The organism is Sphingomonas sp. Leaf357 (assembly GCF_001423845.1).
GTDB lineage: Bacteria > Pseudomonadota > Alphaproteobacteria > Sphingomonadales > Sphingomonadaceae > Sphingomonas.
Window position 1 is genome coordinate 2,068,735 of the sequence record NZ_LMPM01000001.1, and the last position, 25,798, is coordinate 2,094,532.

Genomic DNA, 25,798 nt, shown 5'->3' on the forward strand with positions numbered 1-25,798 from the left:
GGTGTCGATAGCGGCAGCCTTGCTCACCGGAGCCAGCGGGACTCCGGTGACGGTGGAGATCGTCGCGTCCGGCCATGTCGAGACGCCGGCCGATCGCTACCGCATCTCGGGCAGCGTTCTGGCCTGCGCGGCGACGCAGGCCGAGGCGGATGCTTTGCTCGCGCAGAAGACGGCCGCGATCACCAGGACGATGAGCGGGATGCGCGTGACCCCGGCGGCGGTCGCGGGCGAAAAGCTGTCCTTCGCGAGCATGATGGGCGCGATGTCGGCCGGGCGGGGTGCGAGCGAGTGCAACAAATCGGGGCTGGACGACATGCTGTCCGCTGCCGCCGATGAGAAAGCCAAGGACAAGCCCGCGGCCAAGGTCGGCGCGAGTGCGCCGCTGTCGTTCGACGCACGCGATGCCGCCACCGCATCACGCGCGATCGCGGCGTTGAAGGCGGCGGACGCCAAGCCATCCGACAAGGCGATCCCGGTTCTGCTCGACGAAACGGCGGCCAAGCGGTCTGCCAAGCAACAGGCTTTGGCAAAGGCGCGGGTGGAGGCCGAAGCTTACGGCGCGCCACTCGGGTTCGGGACGGCGACGTTGACCGGGATCAGCGAGCGGCAGGATTGGGGCTCGCTCGATTTCATGGGCCAGATCATGCGAACGATCGGTCTGGCCGGGGCCGGCCCGAGCGACAAGGTCGTGACTGATGTCACGCTCACGGTGTCGTTCCGGCTGGAAGGGCGGTGATGTGAAGGGGATGCCCTAAACTGCGCTTCCCCGGCGGAGGGCGGGGCCCAGTCGCGACGGCCGGATTTACGTCGCGCAATGCAAGATCATTGTCGTTTCCCGACTGGGCCCCGGCCTTCGCCGGGGAACCGCAAAGATGGGAATGCGCTTATTCCGGGATCGTACCCTCATCGGCGATCCCGGCCTCGAACGACTTGCTCGAATCGCTGCCGTCGGCCTGATGTGCCGTCTTGCCCTTGTTCGGTTTGGCGAAGTCGTCGTTCGCCGGCGTGCTGCCCCGGAGCGCAAGGATCCCGGCGGTGAGCGCGGCGCCGACCGTGCCGACCAATGCCGCGATGCCCCATTTGCTGTTGTCCCCGGTAACGGCCGCCTTGGCGGTCGTGAAGGCCTTGGCCGTGGCCGACTTGTTCGTCGCGGTCACGGTCGCGCGCTTGGCGGCGGTCTTTGGTGCGGTCGTCGGCTTGGCGGCTGCTGCCGTCGTGGCTGGTTTGCGCGCCGCCGGAGCCTTGCGTGCAGCCGGCTTGGCGGTGCTCGTCGCGGCGGTCTTGCGCACCGTCGTCTTGCGCGGCGTGGCGGGTTTACGCGGGGCGGGTGGCTTGGTCGTGCCGTCGGTCGGCTTCTTCGGCGGGGTGGCCATCGCGAGGGACTCCTGAAATCGTTGCGCTAGGGTAACGCATAACTCGCTTCGGGTTTCCCTGCCACGCGGATTCGTCTTACCGGAAAGGCGGCTCGTTGAAAGCGCGCAGCTTGCGACTGTGGAGCTTCTCACCCTCGCGGCGCAGTTCCTCGCAGGTCTCGATGCCGATGCGCATATGTTCGTTGATCGCGCGCTCGTAGAAGCGGTTGGCCTGGCCGGGCAGCTTCAGTTCGCCGTGCAGTGGCTTGTCCGACACGCACAGCAGCGTGCCATAGGGGACGCGGAAGCGATAACCCTGCGCGGCGATCGTCGCGGATTCCATGTCGATGCCAACCGCGCGGCTGAGCGAGAAGCGCAGCGCCGAGCGCGAGTAGCGCAGCTCCCAGTTGCGATCGTCGGTCGTCACGATCGTGCCGGTGCGCAGGCGGCGCTTCAGTTCCTCGCCCGACTGGCCGGAGATCGTCTCCGCCGCGCGCGCCATCGCGACCTGCACTTCGGCGATGGCCGGCACCGGGATTTCGGGCGGCAGCACATCGTCCAGCACATGATCGTCGCGCAGATAGGCATGCGCGAGGACGTAATCGCCGATCCGCTGGCTCGGGCGCAGGCCGCCGCAATGGCCGATCATCAGCCACGCCTCGGGCCGCAGCACCGCGAGATGATCGGTGATCGTCTTCGCGTTGGAGGGCCCCACGCCGATATTGACGAGCGTGATGCCGGTGCCGTCCGCGGCCATCAGATGATAGGCCGGCATCTGGTGGCGACGCCATGCGCTGTCGCTCACGATCTTGTCGGCATCGTCGCCGGCGTGGATCATGATCCCGCCCGCACCAGAAAGTCCGGTAAAGCGACTGGGATTGCCGTCCGCGTCCGGACCGAGCTGGCTCGCCGCCCAGCGGACGAACTCGTCGACATAGCGATGATAATTGGTGAACAGCACGTAGCGCTGCGCATGCTCCGCCGGCGTGCCCATGTAATGGCGCAGGCGCGCTAGGCTGAAATCGGTGCGCAGCCCGTCGAACAACGCGAGCGGCTGCGTATCGTCGCTCGCCACCCACAGGCCGTCGGCGATCTCGTCGCCGATATGGGCGAGCTCGGTCGCCGGGAAGAAACGCGCCAGATCCGAGGCGGATATCTCGTCCAGGCTGAGCGCATGGCCGGGATCGATCACATACGGAAAGGGAATTTCCTGGCGACCGGCGACCGCCTCGACCTCGACGTCGTAATCCTCGATCAACAGGGTCAGCTGTTCGATCAGGTAATCGGCGAAGATCGCGGGCTTGGTGACGCTGATCTTGTATTCGCCCTCGGTGACCAGGCGGCCGAACGATCGCATCGGCGCGGGCCGGTCGCTGCCGCCGCGATAGATCAGGCGGATCTCGGGATAGGCGAAGCTGCCGTCACGGCGCGCTGCCGGATCGGGGATCGTGCCATCGGCGATATAGGCGGTGAGCGCGGCCTGCAGGCGGTCGACCGAGGCGCGATAGAGGGAGTCGAGTTCGGCAACGATGGCGGCGGCGTTTGTCATCTGCTGTCGCTAAGGCAGGATCGTTACGGTGGCAAGACAGGGGTGTAGTTTGCCGCGTCACTAGCTCGCTTGCATCAGTCCGGAATTCGAACGGATGGGTATCCGGCTTTGAAAGTTCTTGATAGCGGTTTTCTCAGACCGAAATCGTCACCCCGGACTGGTTCCGGGGTCCACCAAGCGCCTTTCGATACGAACACGGTGTGAATGCCGGGTTCGCGGCGCGGTGGACCTCGGAACCAGTCCAAGGTGACGGCGAGCTGGATCTTAACCTTTTTTCGGCCCCGGCTTCTTCGCGGCAGGCTTGTCGTCTTCGAGCAGCTTGCTCACCCCGAACGCGGCACCCGCGACGGCGGCGGCGGCACCTGCGGCGATCGCAGCGGCGGTCTTGGGGTTTTCCTTGGCGGCTTCCAGCGCGGTGTCGAAGGCGGCGGTGACCGACTTGGTCGCGCTTTCGATCGCGGCGGTTACGGCTTCCTGTGCCTGATCGAAAATCGATTTCTCGAGGCCGGCGTCCTTGGCGGCATCCTTGACGGTGTCGGCGATCTTGTCTGCGGTATCGGCTGCGTCGGTCATAACGAGGTTCCTTTCAGTGCTGGGTATCGTTTCGACAACGCAACACCGCGCGCGCCGTTCCGTGCCCGCGCCGCATTCGGGCGCAGGCACGGAGCGTCACGACTTAGAGTTCGCCGAGCAGATATTCGGCCGACGACACGTTGAACTCGCCCGGAGCCTCGACGTGCAGCTGTTCGACGACGCCGTCGTTGACGATCATGGAATAACGCTGGCTACGCTCGCCCATGCCGAACTTCGATCCGTCGAAGGTCAGGCCCACGGCCTTGGCGAAATCGGCATTGCCGTCGGCGAGCATGGTGATCTCGCCGGCGTCGCTGGCCTTGCCCCAGGCGCCCATCACGAAGGCGTCGTTGACCGAGGTGAAGGCGATCTCGTCCACGCCCTTGGCCTTGAGCTCGCTGGCCTTGTCGACGAAGCCGGGCAGGTGGCGGGCCGAGCAGGTCGGGGTGAAGGCGCCGGGCACCGCCACGAGTGCGACCTTGCGGCCGGCGAAATAGTCTTCCGAGCTGACCTGTTCCGGGCCGCTTTCGGTCACCTTGGTGATCGTGGTGCTGGGGATCTTGTCGCCGACGCCGATGGTCATGTGAAAAATTCTCCTTTGCGCGGCGCAAGGGCTGCGCGGCGTCCGGCACACATCTCGTATGGAGCCGAACTGATTTCAAGCATGGCGAGGGCGCATCCGGGCGGCTAAGACGCTAAGTTATGGACAGCGCGCGATATCTGACCGGGCAATTCCTGCTCGCCATGCCCGGCATCGGCGATCCGCGCTTCGAACGCGCGGCGATCGCGATATGCGCGCATGACGGCAATGGCGCGATCGGCATCGGCTTGGGCGAGGTGATCTCGGGGCTGGGGCTGCACACGCTGCTGGCACAGTTCGAGATCGATCCCGGTGTCGCGCCCGATGCCCCGGTGCATCTGGGTGGCCCGGTGGAGCCGAGGCGTGGTTTCGTCGTGCATTCCACCGACTGGTCGGGGCAGGACACTCTCGACGTCGCGGGGCGCTGGGCCCTGTCCGGCACGGTGGACGTGCTCCGAGCGATCGCGGCGGGCACCGGGCCGCGCCGCTTCGTCGTGGCCTTGGGCTATGCCGGCTGGGGCGAGGGGCAGCTCGACGAGGAACTCACCCGGCACGGCTGGTTCAACGTCGGCGGCGATCTCGGGCTGCTCTATGACACGCCGGCGGCGGACCGCTGGGGTCGCGGGTTCGCCGAGGCGGGTGTGGATTCGCGCTTGTTGGCGAGTGCTGCCGGGACGGCTTAAGCCGCGCGGCGTTGGATCGCGGCCAGACCGTGGTGCACGATCAGCAATGCGGCGACGGCGACCGACATGCCGAGCAGGATATCCGACAGATAATGCGTCCCCTCGACCGGGGTGGACAACAGCATCGCGCCGTTCACGGCGATCAGCGGCCAGCGCAACCGCGCCACGCGCCACGCCGCGGCGGCGTAGAGCGTTCCGGCACAGGCGTGGAAGCTGGGCGCGGAGACCAGCCCGCGCAATTGCCCGAGATCCACGACATGCACGGTGTGCGCGCGCAGTTGCGGGATCAGGTCCGGCTGCCATAGTTCGCTCTCCGGCATGTACGGGATCGCGGCATGCCACAGATACGAGAACGGGCCGACCGCCGGCATGAACGCGAACAGGCTCAGCGTGATGATCGCGGCCAGCCAGAAGGTGAAGATGAAACGGTGCGCCTCGGCACGCTGCGCGGTGACCGCGTAATACGCCAGCAGGACGGCGGGCGTGATGAAGATGCTGCGATAGGCGGCGGTGCCCAGGATCTGCAGCGTCGGGCTGGCCGCGACGGTGGTGTACCAGGCGAGCCAGTCGAAATGCAGCAGCGCATCCACCGCCTGCAGCTTGGCATCGGCATAGCCGTGCGTCAGCGCCGAGACGGGATAGCAGGAGATCGCGCCCATCAGCGCGATCGCGATGAAGATGCCGTAATATTCGGCACCGTCGGCAGCCGTTCGGGCGTGACGCCAGGCGCTTCCGGGCAGCAGCATGCGCGCCGCGACCGCGACCGCGCCGACGACGTAGAAGGGCAGGGTGCTGCGGCCCCAAGGGTCCACCGCCAGTCCGGCGCGCTGCATCATCAGCGCGAGGATGGCGAACGTCGCGAACAGGCCGCACGCGATCCACACCGCCGGAATGCCGCGATTGGCCCGTGACGGTCGAACCGCGGTTCTGGGTGCCGGAATTACGATGTCGGACAGGAATGCGTGCGGGCGATTGACCGGGTCCGAGGATGTACCGCCGAGCGGTGGGGACATAAGCTTTACCTTATTCGACCGACATGGTTGAACAGGGCCGCCCTTACGGCATGCTGAACCGCGCGTCGATGCTACGGATTTGTTACGTGGACGGTGCTGCTTTCGTGCAACATATAAAGACATCTTTATATTTGATCCGGAGCGCCGCAGGGGCTAAGAGCGCGCCAACTTTGACACCTTCCGGAGATATCCCGTGGCTACCGTCCTTGACGCCAAAACCAAAGACTATGTCGTTGCCGACATCTCGCTCGCCGACTTCGGCCGCGCGGAGATCAACATCGCCGAAACCGAGATGCCCGGCCTGATGAGCCTGCGCAGCGAGTTCGGCCCGTCGCAGCCGCTGAAGGGCGCGCGCATCACGGGTTCGTTGCACATGACGATCCAGACCGCCGTGCTGATCGAAACGCTGACCGCCCTGGGTGCCGACGTGCGCTGGGCGACCTGCAACATCTTCTCGACCCAGGATCACGCCGCCGCCGCCATCGCCGCCACCGGCGTGCCGGTGTTCGCGATCAAGGGCGAGAGCCTGGCCGATTATTGGGATTATGTCGGCGACATCTTCAACTGGGGTGCTGACACCGACGGCCAGACCGCCAACATCATCCTCGACGATGGCGGCGACGCGACGATGTTCGCACTCTGGGGCGCCAAGCTCGAAGCCGGCGCGACCTTGGGCGAGCCGGAAAATGACGAGGAAGTCGAGTTTCAGCGCGCACTCAAGGCGTTCGTCGCCAAGTATCCTGGCTATCTGACCGAGACGGTCAAGAACCTGAAGGGTGTTTCGGAAGAGACCACCACCGGCGTGCACCGCCTGTACGAGATTGCGAAGAAGGGCGAGCTTCCCTTCCCGGCGATCAACGTCAACGACTCGGTCACCAAGTCGAAGTTCGACAATCTCTACGGCTGCAAAGAATCTCTGGTCGACGCGATCCGTCGCGCCACCGACGTGATGCTCGCCGGCAAGGTCGCCTGCGTCGCCGGTTTCGGTGACGTCGGCAAGGGGTCGGCCCAGTCGCTCCGCAACGGCGGCGCCCGCGTGATGGTCACCGAAGTCGATCCGATCTGCGCGTTGCAGGCCGCGATGGAAGGCTTCGAGGTCGTGACGATGGAAGAGGCCGTGACCCGCGCGGACATCTTCTGCACGGCGACCGGAAATGCCGACGTCATCACCGCCGATCACATGAAGGCGATGAAACCGATGTCGATCGTCTGCAACATCGGTCACTTCGACAGCGAAATCCAGATCGCCGCTCTGTCGAACTACGAATGGACCGAAGTGAAGCCGGGCACCGATCTGGTGAAGTTCCCCGACGGCAAGCAGATCATCATCCTCGCCAAGGGCCGCCTGGTGAACCTGGGTTGCGCGACCGGCCATCCGTCGTTCGTGATGTCGGCATCGTTCACCAACCAGACGCTGGCGCAGATCGAGCTCTGGACGGCCGGCGAGAAGTACAAGAACGAGGTGTACGTCCTGCCGAAGCATCTCGACGAAAAGGTCGCCGCGCTGCACCTCGAAAAGCTCGGCGTGAAGCTGTCGCAGCTCACCGCCAAGCAGGCCGGCTATATCGGCGTGCCGGTGGAAGGCCCGTTCAAGCCGGATCACTACCGCTACTGATCGGCGGCTTCGGCTAATGGAAAAAGAGGGGCTGCGGAGCGATCCGTGGCCCCTTCTTTTTTGCGCGATCGCCGTGCGACTACCGACCGTTGGGATCGGCGCGATCGCTGTTCGCGCCGGCAAGTGTTCCTGCGTTTTCCGATCTAAGAGCCGGTCTGTTTCCAAGTTCACGATCGTGTCACGCGCGATTGTCGTCGAGCGAATTCCTGATCGGCTTCGGTTGGACGCCTCGCTGACTAGGTTTGGCCTTGGAAGGAAAACTCGCGTCTGCGGCGTAGGTCAGAACTCTCAATCTTCCGATAAACAATAGCCGCTTCCCCCGCGGGCAAACACCGGCTTAAAGGGTAGTCATGCAATTGCGTTGCTGTACCCCGCTCGATCTTCCGGACGGCTCGTCGTGAGTGGTGACCTCGCGCCGGTACTGGGCGGCGTCGTGCTGGCGGTCATGATCGCCCTGGCGATGTGGGCGCTGTATCTCGGATTGCGGGCGCAGCGCGGCGCGACCGCCGCGATCGCCGCCAATGCCCGACTGGAGGCGCTGGTCGGGTCCGCGCCGGCGCTGGCGATGGTGGTCCGCGCCGACGGCCGGCTCGAATTGCCGGATCGGCTCGCCGACTGGCTCGGGCTGTCGCCCCCTCCGGGCTATCTCGCGGACCTGTCGACCGGGACGACCGGGCTGACCGCGGAGGATGCCGCATCGCTGGCCGAGGATGTGGCGGCCGCTCAGAAGGCCGGGCGGCCGTTCACCCGGGCAGTCCAGTCGCAGGGATCGCAGCGCTCGTTGATGATCCACGGCAGCCGTGCGCCGCGCGATCTGGCGGCGCCGGGCGGGGTGGTGCTGTGGGTGTTCGACGCGACCGCCAGCCAGGCCGAGATCGCGCGGCTGGCTAACGAGGGTGCCGAGGCGCATGCCGCATTCGATGCGCTGACCGGCCTGATCGAAGCCGCACCCCTGCCGATGTGGTATCGCGGAGCCGACCTGCGGCTGGCGATGGTCAATTCGGCCTATGTCGCGGCGGTCGAGGGCGTGGATGCCGAGGATGTGGTGCGGCGCGGAGTCGAATTGGTCGAGGGTTCGGGCGTGGGCGGCCCGCTGGCCAGTGCGGTGCTGGCGCGCGATACCGATCACCCGCAAATGCAGGCGATGCCGGCGACGATCCGCGGCGCGCGTCGCATGCTGCGCGTGCACGACGTGCCGTTGCCCGGCGGCGGGGTAGCGGGCTTCGCGGTCGATATCGAGGAACTGGAGCAGGCGCGCAGCGGCATCAAGCGCTTCGGAGATGCGCAGCGCGCGATGCTCGATCGGCTCTCCGCCGGCGTGGTCCAGTTCGCCGCCGACCGCACGCTGATCTTCAGCAACCAGCCGTTCCAGCGCCTGTTCGCGATGAAGAGCGAATGGCTGTCCGATCGTCCGGAGTTCGACCGCGTTCTGGAACGCATGCGCGAGGCCAATCGCCTGCCCGAGGTGCGGGACTTTCCCGGCTGGAAGGCGGAGCGGCGCGACTGGTTCGTGGCGACCGGCGGCGCGATTGAGGAGAATTGGCACCTGCCGGGCGGTGTGCATCTGCGCGTGGTGGCGCAGCCTCTGCCCGATGGTGGCCTGCTGTTGATCTTCGAGGATCGCACCGAACAGGTGCAGTTGGCGTCGGCGCGCGATACGCTGCTGCGCGTCCGGACGGCCACCTTCGACAATCTGTACGAGGCGCTGGGCGTGTTCGCCGCAGACGGGCGGCTGCAGATCTGGAACAACAAGTTCCGCGCGCTGTGGGGCTTCGACGAGGAGTTCCTGTCGACTCACCCGCGCGTCGATGCTTTGTCAGAGGCGGCGGCTGCCAAGCTGTCCAATCCGGCGCGGGCACGGCTGATCGGCGATCTTGTGCGCGCCGCGACGGTCGATCGGCAGCAGCGCGCCGGGCGGGTGGCGTTCGCCGACGGGCGGCATTTCGAATTCGCCGCGGTTCCGCTGCCCGACGGGAACGGGCTGTTCACGATGCTCGACATCTCCGACAGCCGGCGGATCGAACGCGCGCTGCGCGACCGCAACGAGGCACTCGAAGCGGCAGACCAAGTAAAGACCGCGTTCGTCGCCAATATGAGCTACGAATTGCGTACCCCGCTCACCTCGATCAGCGGCTTCGCCGAGATGCTGAGCGAAGGCTATGCCGGCAAGCTGAGCAAGGCGGGCGATTCCTATGTCGATGCGATCCTGGAATCGGTCGGGCGGCTCGGCATGCTGGTCGACGAGGTGCTCGACCTGACGCAGAACGAGGGCAAGACGCCACCGCTGGAAATGCTCGACGTCGATCTGGAGCGCATCGCGCGCGTGGCGGCGGATGCCTCGGCCACGGTGGCGAAGCGCAAGAAACAGGATTTCGCGGTCGAGATCCAGCCCTCGACCGGTAGTATCAAGGGCGATGCGGAGCGGTTGCGCCAGGTGATCGAACATCTGTTGAAGCATGCGGTCACCGGAACCCCCGAAGGCGGCCGCATCCTTCTGCACACCGATGGCACGGCGGCGGCAGCGCGGATCGTGGTATCGGACGACGGCGCGGGGATGACGCCCGCGGCGGTGGCGCGCGCCTTCGATCGCTTCGCGCAGGGAGGCGCGGTGCGTGGCGAGGAATTCGGCCTCGGCCTGCCGCTCGCCAAGCAATTTGTCGAGGCGCATGGCGGGACGATCCAGTTGCTGTCCGAGCCGGGCGAGGGCACCCTGATCACCGTGGAACTGCCGCGCCGGTGATAGATGCGGTTCGCAATTTGAACGATGCTGAGGCAACCGAAGCGCTTGGCGCGCGGCTGGCCGGGTTGATCGCGGCGGGCGACGTCATCACGCTCGCCGGGCAACTCGGCGCGGGTAAGACAAGCATCGCGCGGGGCTTGCTCGCTGCGCTCGGCCTCGTCGGCGAGGCGCCTTCGCCCAGCTTCGCGATCGTGCAGCCATACGCTCCGCCCGAAGTTCGCCTGTCCGTGCTGCACGTTGATCTCTACCGGATCGAGGATCTGGCGGAGATGGAGGAGCTCGGCCTGGACGAGGCTTTGGCCGACTCGGCGCTGATCGTCGAATGGCCGGAGCGAGCACCGGACCATTGGCCCGATGCACTCGCTTTGTCGCTGGAGATCCTGCCCGACGGGACTCGCGCCTTGACAGCGCAGGTGCCGGCGGCATGGAAGGCGCGATGGCAGCAGACATGATCCCTCCCGCCGGCGCGGCCGATTTTCTTGCCCGGCACGGCTGGGCCGGGGCCGATATCCTGCCGGTCGCAGGCGATGCGTCGTTCCGGCGGTATTTTCGTGCCGTTTCAGGTGAGCGCAGCGCGATCCTGATGGATGCGCCGCCACCGCACGAAGACCCGCGGCCGTTCATTGCGATCGCCCAGTGGCTGGTCGAGCGTGGCTTTGCCGCCCCCGCGATCCACGGTGTCGATCTCGATCAAGGGCTCGTGCTGATCGACGATTTCGGCGATGTACGCATGTGCGAGACGGTGAACGACGCACCGGACGGGTCGACCGCATTGTACGAGAATGCCATCGATATCCTGATCCGGTTGCGGGGCCACGAGGCAGGCGATGTCCCCGCTTACGATGCTGCCGTGCTGCATCGCGAGGCCGATCTGCTGACCGAGTGGTATTGCCCCGCCATCGGGATCATGCCGGATCAGGCGGGGTACGACGCCGCGTGGGATGCGGTGTTCGACGTCGTTCTGGCCGGCGTGAAAGTCCGCGTGCTACGGGATTATCATGCCGAGAATCTCATGCTGATCGGGGACGGCACGCTCGGGTTGCTCGACTTCCAGGATGCGTTGGCGGGCCATCCGGCCTATGATCTCGTGTCGCTGCTGCAGGACGCGCGGCGCGATGTCCCGCCCGAACTCGAAGCTGTCATGCTGGAGCGCTACAAGCAAATAACCGGTGAGGGCGGGGCGTTCGACGCCGCCTATCACGTACTCGGGGCGCAGAGGAACGCGAAGATCATCGGCATCTTTACACGGCTGTGGAAGCGCGACGGAAAGACGCGGTATCCGACGCTCTGCCCGCGCGTGTGGCGCTATCTGGAGCGGGATCTGGCGCATCCCGCGCTTGCTCCGGTGAAGGCGTGGTTCGATGCCAATATTCCCGCTGACAAGCGCGGCGACCCGATGCTGATCGCGGCATGAAGACGCTCGCGATCCGGCCCGATCCCGGCGGTGACGTGCCGGAGACGGCGATGGTGATGGCGGCCGGCCTCGGCAAGCGGATGCGGCCGTTGACGGCGACGCGACCCAAGCCGCTGGTCGAAGTCGGTGGCAAGGCGCTGATCGATCATGTGTTCGACCGGCTGCGCAGTTCGGGCGTAAAGCGTGCGGTGGTCAACGTGCATTATCTGGCCGACGCGCTCGAAGCGCATCTGGTGCACCGGGTAAAGGGCATCGACGTGGTCGTTTCCGACGAACGCGGCGAGTTGCTGGAAACCGGCGGCGGGATCGTCAAGGCGCGCGCAACACTGATGCAGGACGGCAAACCGTTCCTCGTCGTCAATTCTGACAATCTGTGGCTCGACGGGCCGACCGATGCGATCCGCGCGCTGGCGGCGCGATGGAATGACGAGACGATGGATGCGCTGCTGCTGATGGTCCCGCTGGCGCGTGCGCATTGCCATGGCGGGCAGGGCGACTTCCGGCTCGATCCCGACGGCAAGATCGTCGGGCGACGCCTGCCGGGCAAGCCGGCGCCGTTCGTCTATACCGGCGTGCAGATCCTCTCCCCGCGCGTCATCGCGGACTGGCCGGAAGGGCCGTTCTCGACGATGCTGTTCTGGGAACGCGCGATCGCCGCCGGCCGGGCGTACGGCCTCGTGCATCAGGGACTGTGGTTCGATGTCGGCACGCCCGGCGCGATCACGCACGCCGAAGCGTTGATGGCGGATGGCTGAGGGCCGCAAGCCCTCGCTTTACACGATCCCTGCCCACCGCGCGTTCGCTGATGCGCTCGCTGCCGGGCTGATCCGGCGCGCGGGCGGGGACCGAATGCGCCTCGCGCGTGGTTTGGTGCTGCTGCCGAACAATCGCGCGAAACGCGCGGTGACCGACGCGTTCGTGCGGGCAAGCGACGGCGGGCTGCTGCTGCCCCGGCTGGTGGCGATCGGCGACCCCGAACTGGACGAAGCGGCCGGCGCGGCGATCGATCCCGCCGACGAGCGCGATCCCGTGCCGCCCGCCGTGCCGCCCTTGCAGCGGCGCATGATCCTCGCGCGGCTCGTGTCCGAGGAACGCGCCAAGGCCGGGCAGCCGGTCGATGCGGCGGAGGCGGTGCGACTGGCGGGTGAACTGGTCCGCACGCTGGACCAGTTGCTGGTCGAGGAGGTGCCTCCGAGCCGCCTGCGCGAACTGGAACTGACCGAGGAATTGTCGAGCCATTGGCAAAAATCGCTCGCGCTGTTCGGCATCGTGCTGGATCGCTGGCCGGGCGAACTTGCGCGGCTCAAGCGGATCGATCTGGCGACGCGGCGATCGATGCTGCTCGACCGCCTGACGGAGCGGTGGAAGTCCGCTGCACCCGCCGGCTTCGTCTGCGCGGCGGGCATCACCGATAGCGCGCCGGCGGTGGCACGCCTGCTGCGCCGCGTGGCGGAATTGCCCGAGGGGATGGTTGTGCTCGCCGATCTGGCGACCGAGATGGACGAGCGGGAATGGGCGGCGCTGGGGCCGCACGTCGCCGATCCGGTGACCGGGCGGCGCAAGCGCAGCATCGAAACGCACCCGCAATTCCATCTGAAGCTGCTGCTCGACCGGATGAGCGTGAACCGCGCCGAGGTGGATGTGTGGCGCGGCGGCAGCGGCGGGGCGGATGCGACGCTGGCACGCAGCCGGGCGGTGGCGAACGCGCTGGCCCCGGCGGATTTCACCGGCAAGTGGACGACGCTGGATGCCGACCAGCGGCGCTTGTCGGGTATCGTTGCGGCCGAACTGGCGACGCCGGCCGAGGAGGCGCAGGCGATCGCCCTGTCGCTTCGGCAGGCGCTCGAGAATACCGGTAAAACTGCGGCACTTGTCACTCCGGATCGCGCGCTGGCGCGGCGGGTGGCGGCGCATATGCAGCGCTGGAATATCGAAATCGACGACACCGCCGGCCGGCCGTTGTCCATTCTTCCGCCGGGCACGTTGCTGACCGCTTTGGCCGAAGCGGCGGTGCAGAGGTTCGCGCCGCTCGGGTTGCTGGCATTGCTGAAGCATCCGTTGGTGCGGAGCGGAGCGGGGCGGACGGCATGGCTGGACGGCGTGCGAAGTCTTGACCGGGTGCTTCGCGGGCCGAGGCCGGCGGTCGGGTTGGCGGGGGTCGACGCTCATCTCTGCGCAGCGCCGGAGCGGGAAGTGAAGCGCCGCGCCGAAGCCGCCGCGTGGTGGCCGGAAGCACGCGTCTTGCTCGCCCCGGTCGAGGCGCTGTTCGCCGGCGGGGCGCAGCCTTTGCCTGCGATGATCGCGGCGTTGCGCGAGACGGCGCAGGCGTTGTGCGGCGACGAACTTTGGGCCGGGCCGGCGGGGCGTGCGGCGGCGGAGTTGCTGTCTGATCTGGAAGTGCAGGCGGCGGCGGGGCCGGCTCTGGTCGAACCGGACAGTCTCGCCCCGTTGCTGAAGACCTTGATGGATGAGATCGCCGTTCGGCCGCCGCAGGGCGGGCATCCGCGTCTGGCGATCTACGGCCTGATCGAGGCGCGTTTGCAGACCGCCGATCTGATGATCCTCGGCGGCCTGAACGAAGGCACATGGCCGGGCCAGCCGGCGCCCGATCCGTGGCTTGCGCCGCGGATCCGCAGTGAACTCGGCTTGCCGGGGTTGGAGCGTCGCGTCGGCGTATCGGCGCATGATCTGTCCGGAGCGCTGGGCGCACCTACCGCGCTGATGACGCGCGCGCGACGCGACGCGAAGTCGCCCGCCATCGCCTCGCGTTTCTGGCTGCGCTTGCAGGCACTGGCGGGTGAGCGCTTCGAGCGCGCGCGCGCGCTCGAAGCCTGGACGCGCGCGCTGGATACGCCGGGTGACTACGCGCTCGAGCCGCAGCCTGCGCCGGTGCCGCCGGCCGAACTTCGTCCCAAGCGGATCGCGGTGACGGATGTCGATCGCCTGAAGGCCGATCCGTATGCCTTCTACGCCAAGCGCATATTACGGCTGGCGGCGCTCGATCCGGTCGATGCCGATCCGAGCGCGACGTGGCGTGGGACGGCGGTGCACGACGTGCTGGAGGCATGGGCGCGCGAGGACGATTGCGATCCTGCATCGCTGCGCCCACGCGCGCTGCGCATGCTGGCGGACGAGCGCACGCATCCGATGATGCGCGCTTTGTGGCAGCCGCGTTTGATGGAGGCGATCGATTGGATCGCGGGCCGGATCATCGAGGGGCTGGAGACCGGGCGCAAAGTGCTGGCGGTGGAGCAGGAGGGCCGGATCGAGATCGCCGGCGTGACCCTGACGGGCAAGTTCGACCGGATCGATCGCATGGCTGAGGGCGGCCTGGCGGTGATCGATTACAAGACCGGGCAGCCCCCCTCCGCTGCGGCGTTGCGCGCGGGGTTCAGCCTGCAACTCGGCTTGCTCGGGCTGATCGCGGAACGCGGCGGATATGAGGGCATTTCGGGCACGGCGACGGCGTTCGAATATTGGTCGCTGGGACGCAAGGGAGACGGGTTCGGTTACGTCACCTCGCCGGTAGATCCAGAGGGCAAGCGCGACCGCATCGTCACGTCCGACTTCACCGCCACCGCCGCGCATCACTTTGTCGAAGCGGTGCGCGAATGGCTGACCGGCGACGCGCCGTTCACCGCCAAGCTGCATCCCGAATATGCGCCCTATGCCGAATACGACCAGCTGATGCGCCGCGACGAATGGTATGGCCGTGAGCGGTAGAGCGTGCGCCTGCGCGCAAAAAGGAGATTTGCTCGCGCGAAGGCGCGAAGGCGCGAAGATGTTGGATTTGGGAACGGCGTTCGGCGAACATCGATCGGAGACGAAGTGTGATCGCCCTGTTGGGCAAAGCGAAACCCCTTCGCGTCTTCGCGTCTTAGCGCGAGCAAACCCTCCTCGGCAGCAGCGCCGCTGATGTCCGGCCAGCACAGATCCGCACTCCCGATCCTGAAGGACAATCAGGCGCGCGCCAGTGCGCCCGATGCACATGTCTGGCTGTCGGCTTCGGCGGGAACGGGGAAGACTCAGGTGCTGGCCGCACGCGTGTTCCGGTTGTTGCTGCGCGGCACCGATCCGGGGGCGATCCTGTGCCTCACCTTCACCAAAGCAGGCGCGGCGGAAATGGCGGCGCGGATTTCCGGGCGGCTCGCGGCGTGGGTGCGCATGGCCGAGGCGGATCTGAAGAAGGATCTGTTTGCGCTCGGCGAGAACCATCTCGATCCGGATCTGATAGCGTTCGCGCGCACGTTGTTCGCCAAGGTGCTAGATGCCCCGGGCGGAGGAATCCGCATTCAGACGATCCACGGCTTCTGCCAGGGGGTGCTCGCGGCCTTCCCGATCGAGGCGGGGCTGGTGCCGGGGTTCCGGCCGCTGGAGGGGCGCGAGGAGTCTTTGCTGGCGCGCGAGACGCTGGCGGCGATGCTCACCGATGCGCCGCCGAGCGGGATCGAACAGGTCGGCAAATTGAGCCTCAGATTGGGCGAAGGCGAGGCGGAGAATTTCCTCCGCGCCTGCGCCAAGGCGCCCGAGGGAATGAGGGCGCTTCCGCCCGAGATCGGGCCGTTCCTGCGCACAAGCCTCGGCTTGCCACAGGGCGACATCGCGGTGGAGATGGCGCGTTGCGTTTCCGACGACGAGTTTGACACCGACGCCGTCGCCGCTATCGCTGCCGCGAACCGCGCCTGGGGTACCGCGACCGGCGGCAACCATGCCGACATCGCCGAATGCTGGATCGAGGCGAACGCCGAGATGCGCGTGCGGATGCTCGGCGACCTGATCGGCGTGCCGTTCACCGCGCAGCGCGTAGCGCGTAAATATTCCCCAAAACTGATTGCCGCGGAGCCGGATTATGCGGAGCTGGCGGAAGGCGTCGGTATGCGCTGCCTGGAGTTGCTGGCGATGGCCGAGCAGGCCGCCTATGCCGATCTTCTCGCGGAGGCGCTGACCGTCGGGCGCGATTATGCCTCCGCCTACGCACTGGCCAAGCGTCGCGTCGGCGCGGTGGATTTCGACGATCTGATCCGAGCAACGGTCGATCTGTTCGATCAGCCGGGCATGGGCGAATGGATCCGCTACAAGCTCGACCAGACGACCGAACATGTCCTGATCGACGAGGCGCAGGACACCAATGTCGCGCAGTGGCGCATCGTCCGCGCGTTGGCCGACGAATTCTTCACCGGGCGGGGGAGTCATGCGCCAGGCACGCGCACCCTGTTCACGGTGGGCGACCGCAAGCAGGCGATCTTCGGCTTTCAGGGCACCGACCCGCACAATTTCGAGGCGGCGGAACGCTATTTCAGCGCACGGGCGCTCGAGGCGCTGGGCGACGAGGATACCGACCCCGACGATCGCGGGCTGCCGATGGAGCAATTGGCGCTCACCCAATCGTTCCGATCGACCCGCCCCGTGCTGGAATTCGTCGATGCGGCGATCGCAGCGGTCGGCCCGGCGGCAATGGGCGCGGCCGAAGTCGAGTTGCATGCGAGCGAGGTGCGCGGGCCGGGCACGGTGACGCTCTGGCCGCCGGTGGTGACGGGCGGCAGCGAGGAGGATGCCGAGGGCTGGATCCCGGATGCGACGCGCGCGCTGGCCGGGACCATCGCGAAGGCCGTGAAAGGCTGGCTGTACGGCCCAACGCCGTTGATGCTCGAGAGCAAAGGGCGCCCGCTGCGGCCCGAGGACGTGATGATCCTGGTCAAGCGGCGCGGCGAACTCGCCTCGCTGATCGTCGCGCGGCTCTATGCCGAAGGCGTGCCGGTAGCGGGGGTGGATCGGCTGCGGCTCAACGCGCCGCTATCGGTGCAAGATCTGCTCGCCGCGATCCGCTTCGTGCTGCAACCGGGCGATGACCTTTCGGTGGCGAGCCTGTTGGTGTCGCCATTGATCGGATGGACGCAAGACGAGTTGATGGCCGCCGCGCCGCGCGGATCGGTCAGCTTGTGGCAGCATCTGTCCCGCACGCAGCCGCGCGAGCGGCTCGCGCCTCTGCTCGGCATGCTGGCGCGGGCGGACATCGCCACGCCGTATCGGTTTTTTGAGGAACTGCTTTCGGGCGCGCTCGACGGGCGGCGCAAGCTGCTCAGGCGGCTGGGGCAGGAGGCGCGCGACCCGATCGAGGAATTGCTCAACGCCGCGCTCGATTTCGAGACCCAGACCACGCCGTCGTTGCAGCGCTTCCTCGACTGGTTCGATCGCGGCGATGTCGAGATCGTGCGCGATCCGTCCGCACCGCTGGATGCGGTGCGCGTAATGACCGCGCATGGCGCGAAGGGGCTACAAGCGCCGCTGGTGATCCTGGCCGATGCCACCGCCGATCCGTCGCGCACGCCGACGCGGGTGCTGAACTGGTCGCCCGACGGCGTGCAGAAGCCGGTGCCGATCTTCCGCCCGCGCGGTGGGGAGAGGAGTGGGGCTTTGGGGAGGTTGATCGAGCTGAGCGCGACGCGCGAGCTGCAGGAACATTGGCGATTGTTCTACGTCGCGGCGACGCGCGCGGAGGAGCGGCTGGTGATCGCCGGCGCGCTCGGGCCGATGGCGGGCGGGGTGCCGCCGGAGAACAGCTGGTATGCCGCCGCCGACCGCGCGTTCACGGCGATCGGCATCCCCGCGGACGCGGGCGAGCGCGTGTTCGGCGGCCATGAGCGCCAAAGCCCGGTGCCGCTGCAGCGCGGGTCCGACGAACCGCACGCCGCCATGGATGCGGTGCCGGACTGGGCACGCCGGCAGGCCCCGGTCGAAGCCAAGCCCCCGCGACCGCTCGCCCCGTCCTCGCTCGGCGAGGATGCGGTGGCCGATCCACCGCCGTCGCCGGCGATGCGAGTCGCGGCGGAGCGCGGGCGGCTGATCCACGCGCTGTTCGAACGCCTGCCGGCCGTGCCGGCCGATGCGCGCGCCGATGCGGCGGACCGCTGGCTGGCGGGGGCGGGTGGCGTCGACGATGCCGCCGCGCGCGCGGACATCGCCGCCACCGTGCTGCGCGTGATCGACGCGCATACCGACCTGTTCGGGCCGGAATCGCTCGCCGAGGCACCGATCGCGGCGGTGGTGGGGGAGGGCGTCGTCGTCTCCGGCACGGTCGATCGCCTGCTGGTGACGGCCGAGCGCGTACGACTGGTCGATTTCAAGACCGGACGGCATGCGCCAGGGTCTTTGGGCGAGGTGCCGGTGTACCATCTGCGCCAAATGGCGGCCTATGTCGCGGCGCTGGGCGTGATCTTTCCCGATCGCCCGGTCGAGGCGGCGTTGCTCTACACCTCGGGCCCGACGCTGTTCGCGCTGCCGCAGGCGGTGATCGACGCGCACAAGCCCGGCTTCGCGGGGACGGAGCAAAGCTTGATCTCAAGCGCTTGAGCCTGCGACGCGCGATCCCTAGATTGGGCACAAGTTCGAAGACTAGGCCCGAGACCGGGCAGGGAGAAATATAATGGCGACGAAGCAGATTACCGATGCCAGTTGGGACAGCGACGTGCTCAAGGCCGATGGCCCGGTGCTGGTCGATTTCTGGGCCGAATGGTGCGGCCCGTGCAAGATGATCGGACCGAGCCTGGAAGAGATTTCCGATGAGCTGGGCGAAAAGGTGACGATCGCCAAGCTGAACATCGACGACAATCCCGACGCGCCGGGCCGCTATGGCGTGCGGGGCATTCCGACGATGATCCTGTTCAAGGGTGGCGTGCCCGCCGCGACCAAGGTGGGCGCGGAACCCAAGGGCCGGCTCAAGGCGTGGCTGGAGGGCGAACTGGCCTGATGAGGCTAGGGGCCGGGTGTGAAAGCACCCGGCCTTTTCGTTTTAGGTGGCTCTCAGCGTAATATGAATGTCGCGTCTTGGTGGTTAGCCGCCGTTCGCTTGTGCAGCTTCGACCCAGTTGGAAAATTCGACGGCCAGATGCCAGCGATGCTCGGCAATCATGCGGTTCGGCATCCGCCCTGGAAACTCCACTGTCAGCAGCGCCCGAAACCCGTCGCCTTCCTGTCGGAACTGATGACGGACGCCGCCGATCACAAAACCATCCGCCAGCCGCGCGGCTCCGGCGATTTGGTGCGGGTATGACGGGTCCGGCGGTGTGTGCAGCGTGGAGATATCATCGTAATCGACAGTAAATTCTGCGGGCAAAGGCGAACCGCCCGTCGTTTCTACGACAAGTTGTCGCCCCGCCGGGTCACGCGCGATGATGTAATGGTCCGGACAAGATGCGATCATTTCGCGCTCCTTGTTCAGTGTGGTCAGGTCTTCGAACCATTGTGCAAACCGCTCGGCCGAACCGCTCGTCACCGCAATTTCGCACACGCTGAAGCGGCGAGACCTGCCAGACATCGCTACCGTCAGCCGGGAGATTCTGTCAGACACCCATAACCCACGGTGGATCAGCGCGCGCACACCGCCGTGACCTAATGCCAACTTATGCTGTGTCAGTTCCCGACGCTGTTCGTCGAGAGGCGCCACCGAAGGTTGAAGCCGAAGCGTTTTACGAACGTTCCGCATCCGCTTTGCTTCCCATGCGAGCACGGCGTCGCGTCCTTGTGGGGAACCACCGATGATGACTTGCAGCATGATTCCTCCCGACAAACCTATGTCGCATTGCTGAGGAAGGTCTTCAATCGGGCGAAACGCGCACGAGTAGAGCGTTCATCACTTTCGGCCTAAAATCATGCGATTTTTTGGCATCCCCACGGCGCAACCGTCAGCTTTGCAACGTCAGTTCCTCGGTGCCGTCACCGGATCGCCCGGTGCCGTTTCCTGCGGTACCGGAGCAGGGGCCGGGGCGACCGGCGGCGTGGGATATTTGCTTTTCAGCCGGATCGGGCCGGTCGGAGCTTCGGACATCGGGCTGCTGTTGCTGATCGCCTTGCCGCGCAGATGATCGATCTCGGCCTGGCGGCGCTGGAGGTAGAAGGCGCGGGTGTTGGCGTACGGATCCGGCACGTTGTCGTGCAGCGTGTGCAGCGTCTCGTCGAATTCGGCGCGGTGATCGAGCACGCCGAGCACGCCGAAGGGAATCGCGAATTGCGGCTTCGTGATGCGCTTGCCGAACGCGATCGGGAGGATCAGGCGATCCAGCGTGCCGCCGACGAGATCGCGCACCGTCGTCGGCCCGACGATCGGCAGAAACATGAACGGCCCGGACGGTACGCCGTAGAAGCCGAGAGTGTTAGCGAAGCCGTTGCTGCGACGCGGCAGCTTGAAGGTCTTGCGCTTGGCCATGTCGAAGATGCCGAGCACGCCGATGGTCGAATTGATCGCGAAGCGCGCGACGGTTTCCGCCGCCTTGCCGATCTTGTGCTGCAGCACGAAGTTCACGAACACCACCGGCTCGCGCAGATTGTAGAGCACGTTGTGCACGCCGCTGCGGAAAGGGGAGGGGACGGTCCTTTTATAAGCCATCGAGATCGGACCGACCAGCGCGTCGTCCACCGCCTGCGTGGCGTTGAACGCGGTGACGTTGATGGAGCGCAGCGGATCCGGCGCGTTGGACGGATCGCGCCCGGTGACGACGACTTCGCCCTGATCTTCGGTATGGGCCGGCGCAGGCGTGGTCTGGCTGACGACCGGCGGCTCGATGGGCGCGGGCGTTGCGGGCGTTTCCTGCGGCGCGGCGGTCGCAGTCGGCGTCGCCTCGACCGGTTGCGGGGTGACCTGCGCCATCGGCGTTACCGCAAGCACCGTCGCGGTCGTCAGAATCAACAAGCCCAAATCTATGCCCTTCCCCTGATCCCCGATACGTACGGGGACTTATCCCTGAAACATAGTCTGCGCTGATTTTGAACCGAAATCATCTACCGTCAGGGGGATGCCGCGCGGCCTCAGGTGAGCGGAATCATCACGCTGGCGGCGAATGCCGGCCGCTCCCGCAGCCGATCGTACCAATTCCGGACATGGCGCAGCGGCGGGCGGACGATATCGAGCGTGAACCAGGTGTGGATATAGACGCCCATCGGCACGTCGCCGAGGCCGAAACCGTCGCCCGACAGCCAAGGCCGATCCGCCAGCGTCGTATCGAGGACGGCCAGCAGTTTCGCGCAGGCCTCCGCCGATCCGGCGATCGCCGCTGCGTCGCGATCCCGCGGGGCCTTGCGGACCAGATGCAGGAACGCGTCGCGCTGGGCATCGGCATAGGCGAATTGCCAGTCCATCCAGCGATCGGACCGTGCCCGGATCGCCGGATCGTCGGGCCAGAATGCGGGAGCGTGTGCGGCGGCGAGGTAGCGCAGGATCGCGTTCGATTCCCACAGCACGAAGCCATCATCCTCGATCGTCGGGACCAGCGCATTGGGGTTGAGCGCGAGATAGTCCGCGCTCATGCCGAACCGTCCGCCGACATCGTGCCGGACGAACGGCAGGCCGATCTCCTCGGCGAACCATGCCACTTTCTTGACGTTGTGCGAGTTCAGCCGGCCCCAGATCGTCAGCATGCGGCTCAGCCGAACAGCACGCGCGCCGCGTGGTCCCACAAGGCCGGCGATGCCGCGCCGATCATGCCGCGCCGCGTGTCGCCGACGCGATAGTCGCTGCCATCGGGGCGGCGGACCACGCCGCCGGCCTCGGCGACGAACAGCGCGCCCGCCGCGTGATCCCAGGGCAAAGTGCGGTTGAACAAAGCGATGTCGTTCGTGCCGAGCACGAGCCGGGGATATTGTTCGGCGGCGCAGCGCGGGATCGCCGTCAGCGTGAGTTCGCGGTCCGCGCGGCGAGCGATGTCGGCGCGTTCTTCGTCGTTCAGAAAGTACGTCGCGATGGCGGTGATCGGTAGCGCTGCTCCACTGGATTGCGCGATGATGCGCTGCCCGTCGATGAACGCGCCACCACCGCGCACCGCATGGCACAGGCGGTTCGAGACCGGATCAAGGATCCAGCCGGCCTGAGTCACGCCGTCCTCGACCAGAGCGATCATGATGCCGAACGGCGATTGGCCCGCGGCGAAGTTGTTAGTGCCGTCGATCGGATCGATGATCCACACCCGGCCGCGATCGATGCCGTCGATCAGCGTGGGATCGGCTGCGCAAGCTTCCTCACCGACGATTCGCGCCGCCGGATCGAGCGCGGCGAGACCGGCGGTCAACGCATCCTCGCTCTCGCGATCGGCGATCGTAACGAGATCGTCGGGTGCCTTTTCCTCGATTTCGGCGGCGGCGAGGTTCCGGAAGCGCGGCAGCACGATATCGTGTGCGACCCGGCGCATCAGCGCGACGACGGCGTCGTGACGCTCGCTCGACTGAGCCATCACGAGCGATAGTCCGCGTTGATCGAGATGTAGCCGTGCGTCAGATCGCAGGTCCATACCGTGGCGCGGCCCTCGCCGAGGCCCAGGTCCACGCCGACATCCACGTCGCTCCCTTTCAGATGCGCCGCGACCGGAGTCTCGTCATAGCCCGCGACCGCCAGGCCGCCTTCGGCGACCTGTGTTTCGCCGAAGCGGATCGCGAGCTTGTCGCGCTCCGCCGCTTCGCCGGCCTTGCCCACCGCCATCACGACGCGGCCCCAATTGGCGTCCTCCCCGGCGATCGCGGTCTTCACCAGCGGCGAGTTGGCGATGCTCATCGCGATGCGGTGCGCGCTGCGATCGCTTTCCGCGCCGGTCACGTCGATGCGGATGAACTTCGTCGCGCCCTCGCCGTCGCGGACGACGAATTGCGCGAGTTGGCGGCACAGATCGGCGAGTGCGGCGGCGAAGGCATCCGCGCCGTCATCGTCCGACGAAACGAGCGGGGTGTTGCCGGCCTTGCCGGTCGCGAAGGCCAGAACGGTGTCGCTGGTCGAGGTATCGCTGTCCACCGTGATGCAGGAGAAGGTCTGGGCGTTGGCGGCGGTCAGGCACCCTTGCAGGAACGCCGGATCGACGGCGGCATCGGTGAAGACGAAGCCGAGCATCGTCGCCATGTCCGGCGCGATCATGCCCGATCCCTTGATGATGCCGACGAGGTTGACCGTTTTTCCCTGCACGATCGCGGAGGTCGTCGCGGCCTTGGGGAATGTGTCGGTCGTGCCGATCGTGTCGGTCGCGTCCCGCCAGCTGCAGATGTCCGCGACGAAGGCGGCGTCGAGCCCGGCCTCGGCCTTGTCGATCGGCAAGGGCACGCCGATCACGCCAGTGGAGGCGACGAAGATGTCCGACGGCTGGCAGCCGAGATACGTCGCCGTGCGCGCGGCGATCGCCTCGACCGCGGCGCGACCCCGATGGCCGGTGAAGGCGTTGGAATTGCCGGCATTGACCACCAGCGCCCGTGCCTGACCGAGGGTCAGCGCCTTGCGGCACCATTCGACTTCCGGCGAAGGGCATTTGCTCTGCGTCGTCACGCCGGCGACCGTCGTGCCCGCATCGAGCGTGACGAAGGTCAGGTCGCAGCGGTCCCATGTCTTGTACCGCGCGCGGGCGACGCGTGGCGCGACGCCGGCAATGGCGGGCAGGACGGGGAAGGGCGTGGCGAGGGGGGAGATGGTCATGCGCGCCCTCATAGAGGGCGTGCCGCCGATTCCCAACACTCCGTCATCCTGAACTTGTTTCAGGATCCAGGCGCGGTCACAGGCCAAAAAGACCATGGCCGTGGGGCGGATGACCGCGCCTGGATGCTGAAACAAGTTCAGCATGACGGGAAGTCAAGACGGTATGGGGGCGATCCTCAAACCTGCGGCGTGATCAGATACTTCTCGCCCGTCGCGCGTTTGTTGTACGCGGCGATGGTCTTGGGATCGATCGCCTCGGCCAGCGTGATGCGGCTGGTATAGGCGCTGGCGAAGGTGGTCTTGAGTTCGGCCCCCACCTTGTCGCGCAGCCTGGCGGTTTCCTCCTGCCCGACGCGCTGCAGGAAATAGGTCAGCAGATAGCCGCCGATCCCCCACGACATGCCGAAGCCGCGCGTCAATTCGGTCGGCGCGGTGTTGAGGCCACCATAGAGATAGACCTGCTTGTACTGGGTCGAACCATAGGGGCCGTTGGCCTTCTGAGTCTTGAGCGCGGCGGCTTCCATCGCGGTCAGGATCTGGTTGGCGAGGCGTCCGCCGCCGGTCGCGTCGAATGCCAGGAACGCCTGGGTCTCGCCGATCGCGGCGACCAGCTCGGTGTGGAAATCGGGCTGGCTCGAATCGCAGACATATTTGGCGCCAAGCGATTTGAGCAGGTCGACCTGCTCCTGGCTGCGCACGATGTTGACCAGATCGACGCCCTCGGCGAGGCAGAGCTTGACCAGCATCTGGCCGAGATTGGAGGCGGCGGCGGTGTGGATCAGCGCCTTGTAGCCGTCGAGGCGCATCGTTCCGATCATGCTGAGCGCGGTCAGCGGGTTGACGAACGACGATGCCCCTTCCTCGGCCGACGTGCCTTCGGGCACGACCATGCACGCGGTCGCCTTGGCGGTGCGATAGGTCGAGTACATGCCGCCGCCGGCGAGTGCGACGGTCTTGCCGAGCAGGGCCTGTGCGGCTGGCGCGGAGCCGGCCTTGACCACCAGCCCGGCGCCTTCGTTGCCGATCGGGATCGCAATACCCTTGCGCGCGGCGACCGCGCGGGCGAGCTTTTCGGGAATCGGTGCGGAGGCGCTGTCGGTACCGGCCTCGAACGCATCGCCATCGGCCACCGTCAGCATCACGCCGAGATCGGACGGGTTGATCGGCGCGGCATCGACTCGGATCAGCACCTCGTCATCGCCGGGCTCGCCGACGGGCACGGTGCGCATCGCCAGTTCGAGGCGGCCATCCTCGGTGACGGTGGAGAAGAGCTGCTTGCCTTCGGTGGGGATCGTGTCGGTCATGTGAAATCCTGCTCCTGCGGTTCTGATGCGTGGGTATGGAGGCTGGCCGCGTTTGACCAGTGGCTTTTTGCAACTGGCTGCTCAGGGCGTTCGATTCCGCCCCGGTTGCGAACGGTCCGAACACGCACGTGAGTGGACGGCGGCGCTTTCAGTCCCTATGTCGCGATCTGATCGATCAAAGGGGCCTTACCGCTTGAACCTCCTGCTGTTCCTCTCCGCCATCCTGAGCGCGCTGACCGGCGTGATGTCGGGCGGGCGCGTGGCGGAGGTGCAGGTCGAGCGCAGCTATGGCGCTGGTGCCGAGGCTCAGGCGGCATCCGTGGTGCGGCTCGCCCCGGTGCGGGCGATTCGGTCCTGGCTGGCGCTGGCCGGCGGCTGGGCGTCCCCGGCTGTGGCGATGCCCGCGATCGCGACGGTCGCCGCGCCCACCGCGACGGCGCCGCTCTATCTGGACAAGCCGCGCGAATAAGCCCGGTCGACGCGGTGCCCGCGGGTGCGCGTCCCTTTAACGATTCCACCTTTATCTGCGCCCGGCG

General features: G+C 66.8%; 22 protein-coding genes. 11 read left to right on the forward strand and 11 right to left on the reverse strand.

All coding sequences use genetic code 11. The features are described 5' to 3' along the window. Position 1 precedes the first annotated feature (1 nt). On the forward strand, positions 2 to 736 hold the full coding sequence (locus ASG11_RS09710; RefSeq protein ID WP_168371722.1) for an SIMPL domain-containing protein: 735 nt from the start codon (positions 2 to 4) through the stop codon (positions 734 to 736). A 148-nt stretch (positions 737 to 884) separates the two neighbouring features. Here ASG11_RS09710 and ASG11_RS09715 read toward each other — a convergent pair whose 3' ends face one another. The 4 genes from ASG11_RS09715 to ASG11_RS09730 all read right to left on the reverse strand — a co-directional run bounded on the left by ASG11_RS09715 (position 885) and on the right by ASG11_RS09730 (position 4,057). Beyond that, a complete protein-coding gene (locus tag ASG11_RS09715) occupies positions 885 to 1,373 on the reverse strand; it encodes a hypothetical protein (protein ID WP_055778328.1) in 489 nt (162 codons plus the stop codon). Positions 1,374 to 1,449: 76 nt separating this feature from the next. Further along, a complete protein-coding gene (locus ASG11_RS09720; RefSeq protein ID WP_055778331.1) occupies positions 1,450 to 2,901 on the reverse strand; it encodes an AMP nucleosidase in 1,452 nt (483 codons plus the stop codon). 264 nt (positions 2,902 to 3,165) lie between these two features. Next, positions 3,166 to 3,474 carry a hypothetical protein gene (locus tag ASG11_RS09725; RefSeq protein ID WP_055778334.1) on the reverse strand — a complete coding sequence of 103 codons (309 nt, stop codon included), beginning with the start codon at positions 3,472 to 3,474 and terminating at the stop codon, positions 3,166 to 3,168. A 103-nt stretch (positions 3,475 to 3,577) separates the two neighbouring features. Then, the gene (locus ASG11_RS09730) at positions 3,578 to 4,057 is read right to left on the reverse strand and encodes a peroxiredoxin (RefSeq protein ID WP_055778337.1); all 480 of its coding nucleotides are present in this window, start codon (positions 4,055 to 4,057) and stop codon (positions 3,578 to 3,580) included. 119 nt (positions 4,058 to 4,176) lie between these two features. On the opposite strand from ASG11_RS09730, the gene ASG11_RS09735 reads away from it, so the two are divergent. Beyond that, positions 4,177 to 4,737, forward strand: coding sequence for a YqgE/AlgH family protein (locus ASG11_RS09735; RefSeq protein WP_055778340.1), 561 nt, complete (start codon positions 4,177 to 4,179; stop codon positions 4,735 to 4,737). Here ASG11_RS09735 and ASG11_RS09740 read toward each other — a convergent pair. Next, on the reverse strand, positions 4,734 to 5,750 hold the full coding sequence (locus ASG11_RS09740; protein ID WP_055778342.1) for a phosphatase PAP2 family protein: 1,017 nt from the start codon (positions 5,748 to 5,750) through the stop codon (positions 4,734 to 4,736). The genes ASG11_RS09735 and ASG11_RS09740 overlap by 4 nt on opposite strands. A gap of 193 nt (positions 5,751 to 5,943) precedes the next feature. On the opposite strand from ASG11_RS09740, the gene ahcY reads away from it, so the two are divergent. From ahcY to trxA, 8 genes are all read left to right on the forward strand, one after another. Further along, positions 5,944 to 7,365: an adenosylhomocysteinase gene (gene ahcY, locus ASG11_RS09745; protein WP_055778345.1), complete on the forward strand. Its 1,422-nt coding sequence runs from the start codon at positions 5,944 to 5,946 to the stop codon at positions 7,363 to 7,365. Positions 7,366 to 7,810: 445 nt separating this feature from the next. Beyond that, on the forward strand, positions 7,811 to 10,105 hold the full coding sequence (locus ASG11_RS09750) for a PAS domain-containing sensor histidine kinase (RefSeq protein ID WP_055780658.1): 2,295 nt from the start codon (positions 7,811 to 7,813) through the stop codon (positions 10,103 to 10,105). 17 nt (positions 10,106 to 10,122) lie between these two features. Then, positions 10,123 to 10,557: a tRNA (adenosine(37)-N6)-threonylcarbamoyltransferase complex ATPase subunit type 1 TsaE gene (tsaE, locus tag ASG11_RS09755; RefSeq protein ID WP_236697446.1), complete on the forward strand. Its 435-nt coding sequence runs from the start codon at positions 10,123 to 10,125 to the stop codon at positions 10,555 to 10,557. Then, positions 10,554 to 11,519 (forward strand): aminoglycoside phosphotransferase family protein, encoded by a 966-nt coding sequence (locus tag ASG11_RS09760; RefSeq protein WP_201781304.1) that lies wholly within the window; start codon positions 10,554 to 10,556, stop codon positions 11,517 to 11,519. The genes tsaE and ASG11_RS09760 overlap by 4 nt, the downstream gene beginning before the upstream one ends. Beyond that, the gene (locus tag ASG11_RS09765; protein ID WP_055778349.1) at positions 11,516 to 12,274 is read left to right on the forward strand and encodes a nucleotidyltransferase family protein; all 759 of its coding nucleotides are present in this window, start codon (positions 11,516 to 11,518) and stop codon (positions 12,272 to 12,274) included. Before ASG11_RS09760 ends, ASG11_RS09765 begins: the two co-directional genes overlap by 4 nt. After that, positions 12,267 to 15,242 (forward strand): double-strand break repair protein AddB, encoded by a 2,976-nt coding sequence (gene addB / locus ASG11_RS09770; protein ID WP_055778352.1) that lies wholly within the window; start codon positions 12,267 to 12,269, stop codon positions 15,240 to 15,242. Before ASG11_RS09765 ends, addB begins: the two co-directional genes overlap by 8 nt. 192 nt (positions 15,243 to 15,434) lie before the next feature. Next, the gene (gene addA / locus ASG11_RS09775; RefSeq protein ID WP_055778355.1) at positions 15,435 to 18,869 is read left to right on the forward strand and encodes a double-strand break repair helicase AddA; all 3,435 of its coding nucleotides are present in this window, start codon (positions 15,435 to 15,437) and stop codon (positions 18,867 to 18,869) included. Between the two features lie 73 nt (positions 18,870 to 18,942). Continuing rightward, the gene (gene trxA, locus ASG11_RS09780) at positions 18,943 to 19,266 is read left to right on the forward strand and encodes a thioredoxin TrxA (RefSeq protein ID WP_055778358.1); all 324 of its coding nucleotides are present in this window, start codon (positions 18,943 to 18,945) and stop codon (positions 19,264 to 19,266) included. Positions 19,267 to 19,350: 84 nt separating this feature from the next. On the opposite strand, the gene ASG11_RS18720 is transcribed toward trxA, so the two are convergent. The 6 genes from ASG11_RS18720 to ASG11_RS09810 all read right to left on the reverse strand — a co-directional run bounded on the left by ASG11_RS18720 (position 19,351) and on the right by ASG11_RS09810 (position 25,262). Further along, complete coding sequence (locus ASG11_RS18720) at positions 19,351 to 20,070, reverse strand: hypothetical protein (RefSeq protein ID WP_156363713.1); 720 nt, start codon at positions 20,068 to 20,070, stop codon at positions 19,351 to 19,353. Positions 20,071 to 20,214: 144 nt separating this feature from the next. After that, a complete protein-coding gene (locus tag ASG11_RS09790; RefSeq protein ID WP_236697447.1) occupies positions 20,215 to 21,210 on the reverse strand; it encodes an MlaA family lipoprotein in 996 nt (331 codons plus the stop codon). A gap of 110 nt (positions 21,211 to 21,320) precedes the next feature. After that, positions 21,321 to 21,929, reverse strand: coding sequence for a glutathione S-transferase family protein (locus tag ASG11_RS09795; protein ID WP_055778364.1), 609 nt, complete (start codon positions 21,927 to 21,929; stop codon positions 21,321 to 21,323). A 5-nt stretch (positions 21,930 to 21,934) separates the two neighbouring features. Then, the gene (locus tag ASG11_RS09800; protein ID WP_055778367.1) at positions 21,935 to 22,738 is read right to left on the reverse strand and encodes an inositol monophosphatase family protein; all 804 of its coding nucleotides are present in this window, start codon (positions 22,736 to 22,738) and stop codon (positions 21,935 to 21,937) included. Continuing rightward, positions 22,738 to 23,958, reverse strand: a complete 1,221-nt coding sequence (gene argJ / locus ASG11_RS09805) for a bifunctional glutamate N-acetyltransferase/amino-acid acetyltransferase ArgJ (protein ID WP_201781305.1) — start codon at positions 23,956 to 23,958, stop codon at positions 22,738 to 22,740. The genes ASG11_RS09800 and argJ overlap by 1 nt, the downstream gene beginning before the upstream one ends. 176 nt (positions 23,959 to 24,134) lie before the next feature. Continuing rightward, positions 24,135 to 25,262 carry a zinc-binding dehydrogenase gene (locus tag ASG11_RS09810; protein WP_055778373.1) on the reverse strand — a complete coding sequence of 376 codons (1,128 nt, stop codon included), beginning with the start codon at positions 25,260 to 25,262 and terminating at the stop codon, positions 24,135 to 24,137. Between the two features lie 193 nt (positions 25,263 to 25,455). Here ASG11_RS09810 and ASG11_RS09815 point away from each other — a divergent pair, with 193 nt between their 5' ends. Further along, entirely contained in the window at positions 25,456 to 25,731 is a 276-nt protein-coding gene (locus tag ASG11_RS09815) for a hypothetical protein (protein WP_055778376.1), read from the forward strand. Positions 25,732 to 25,798: the final 67 nt, after the last annotated feature.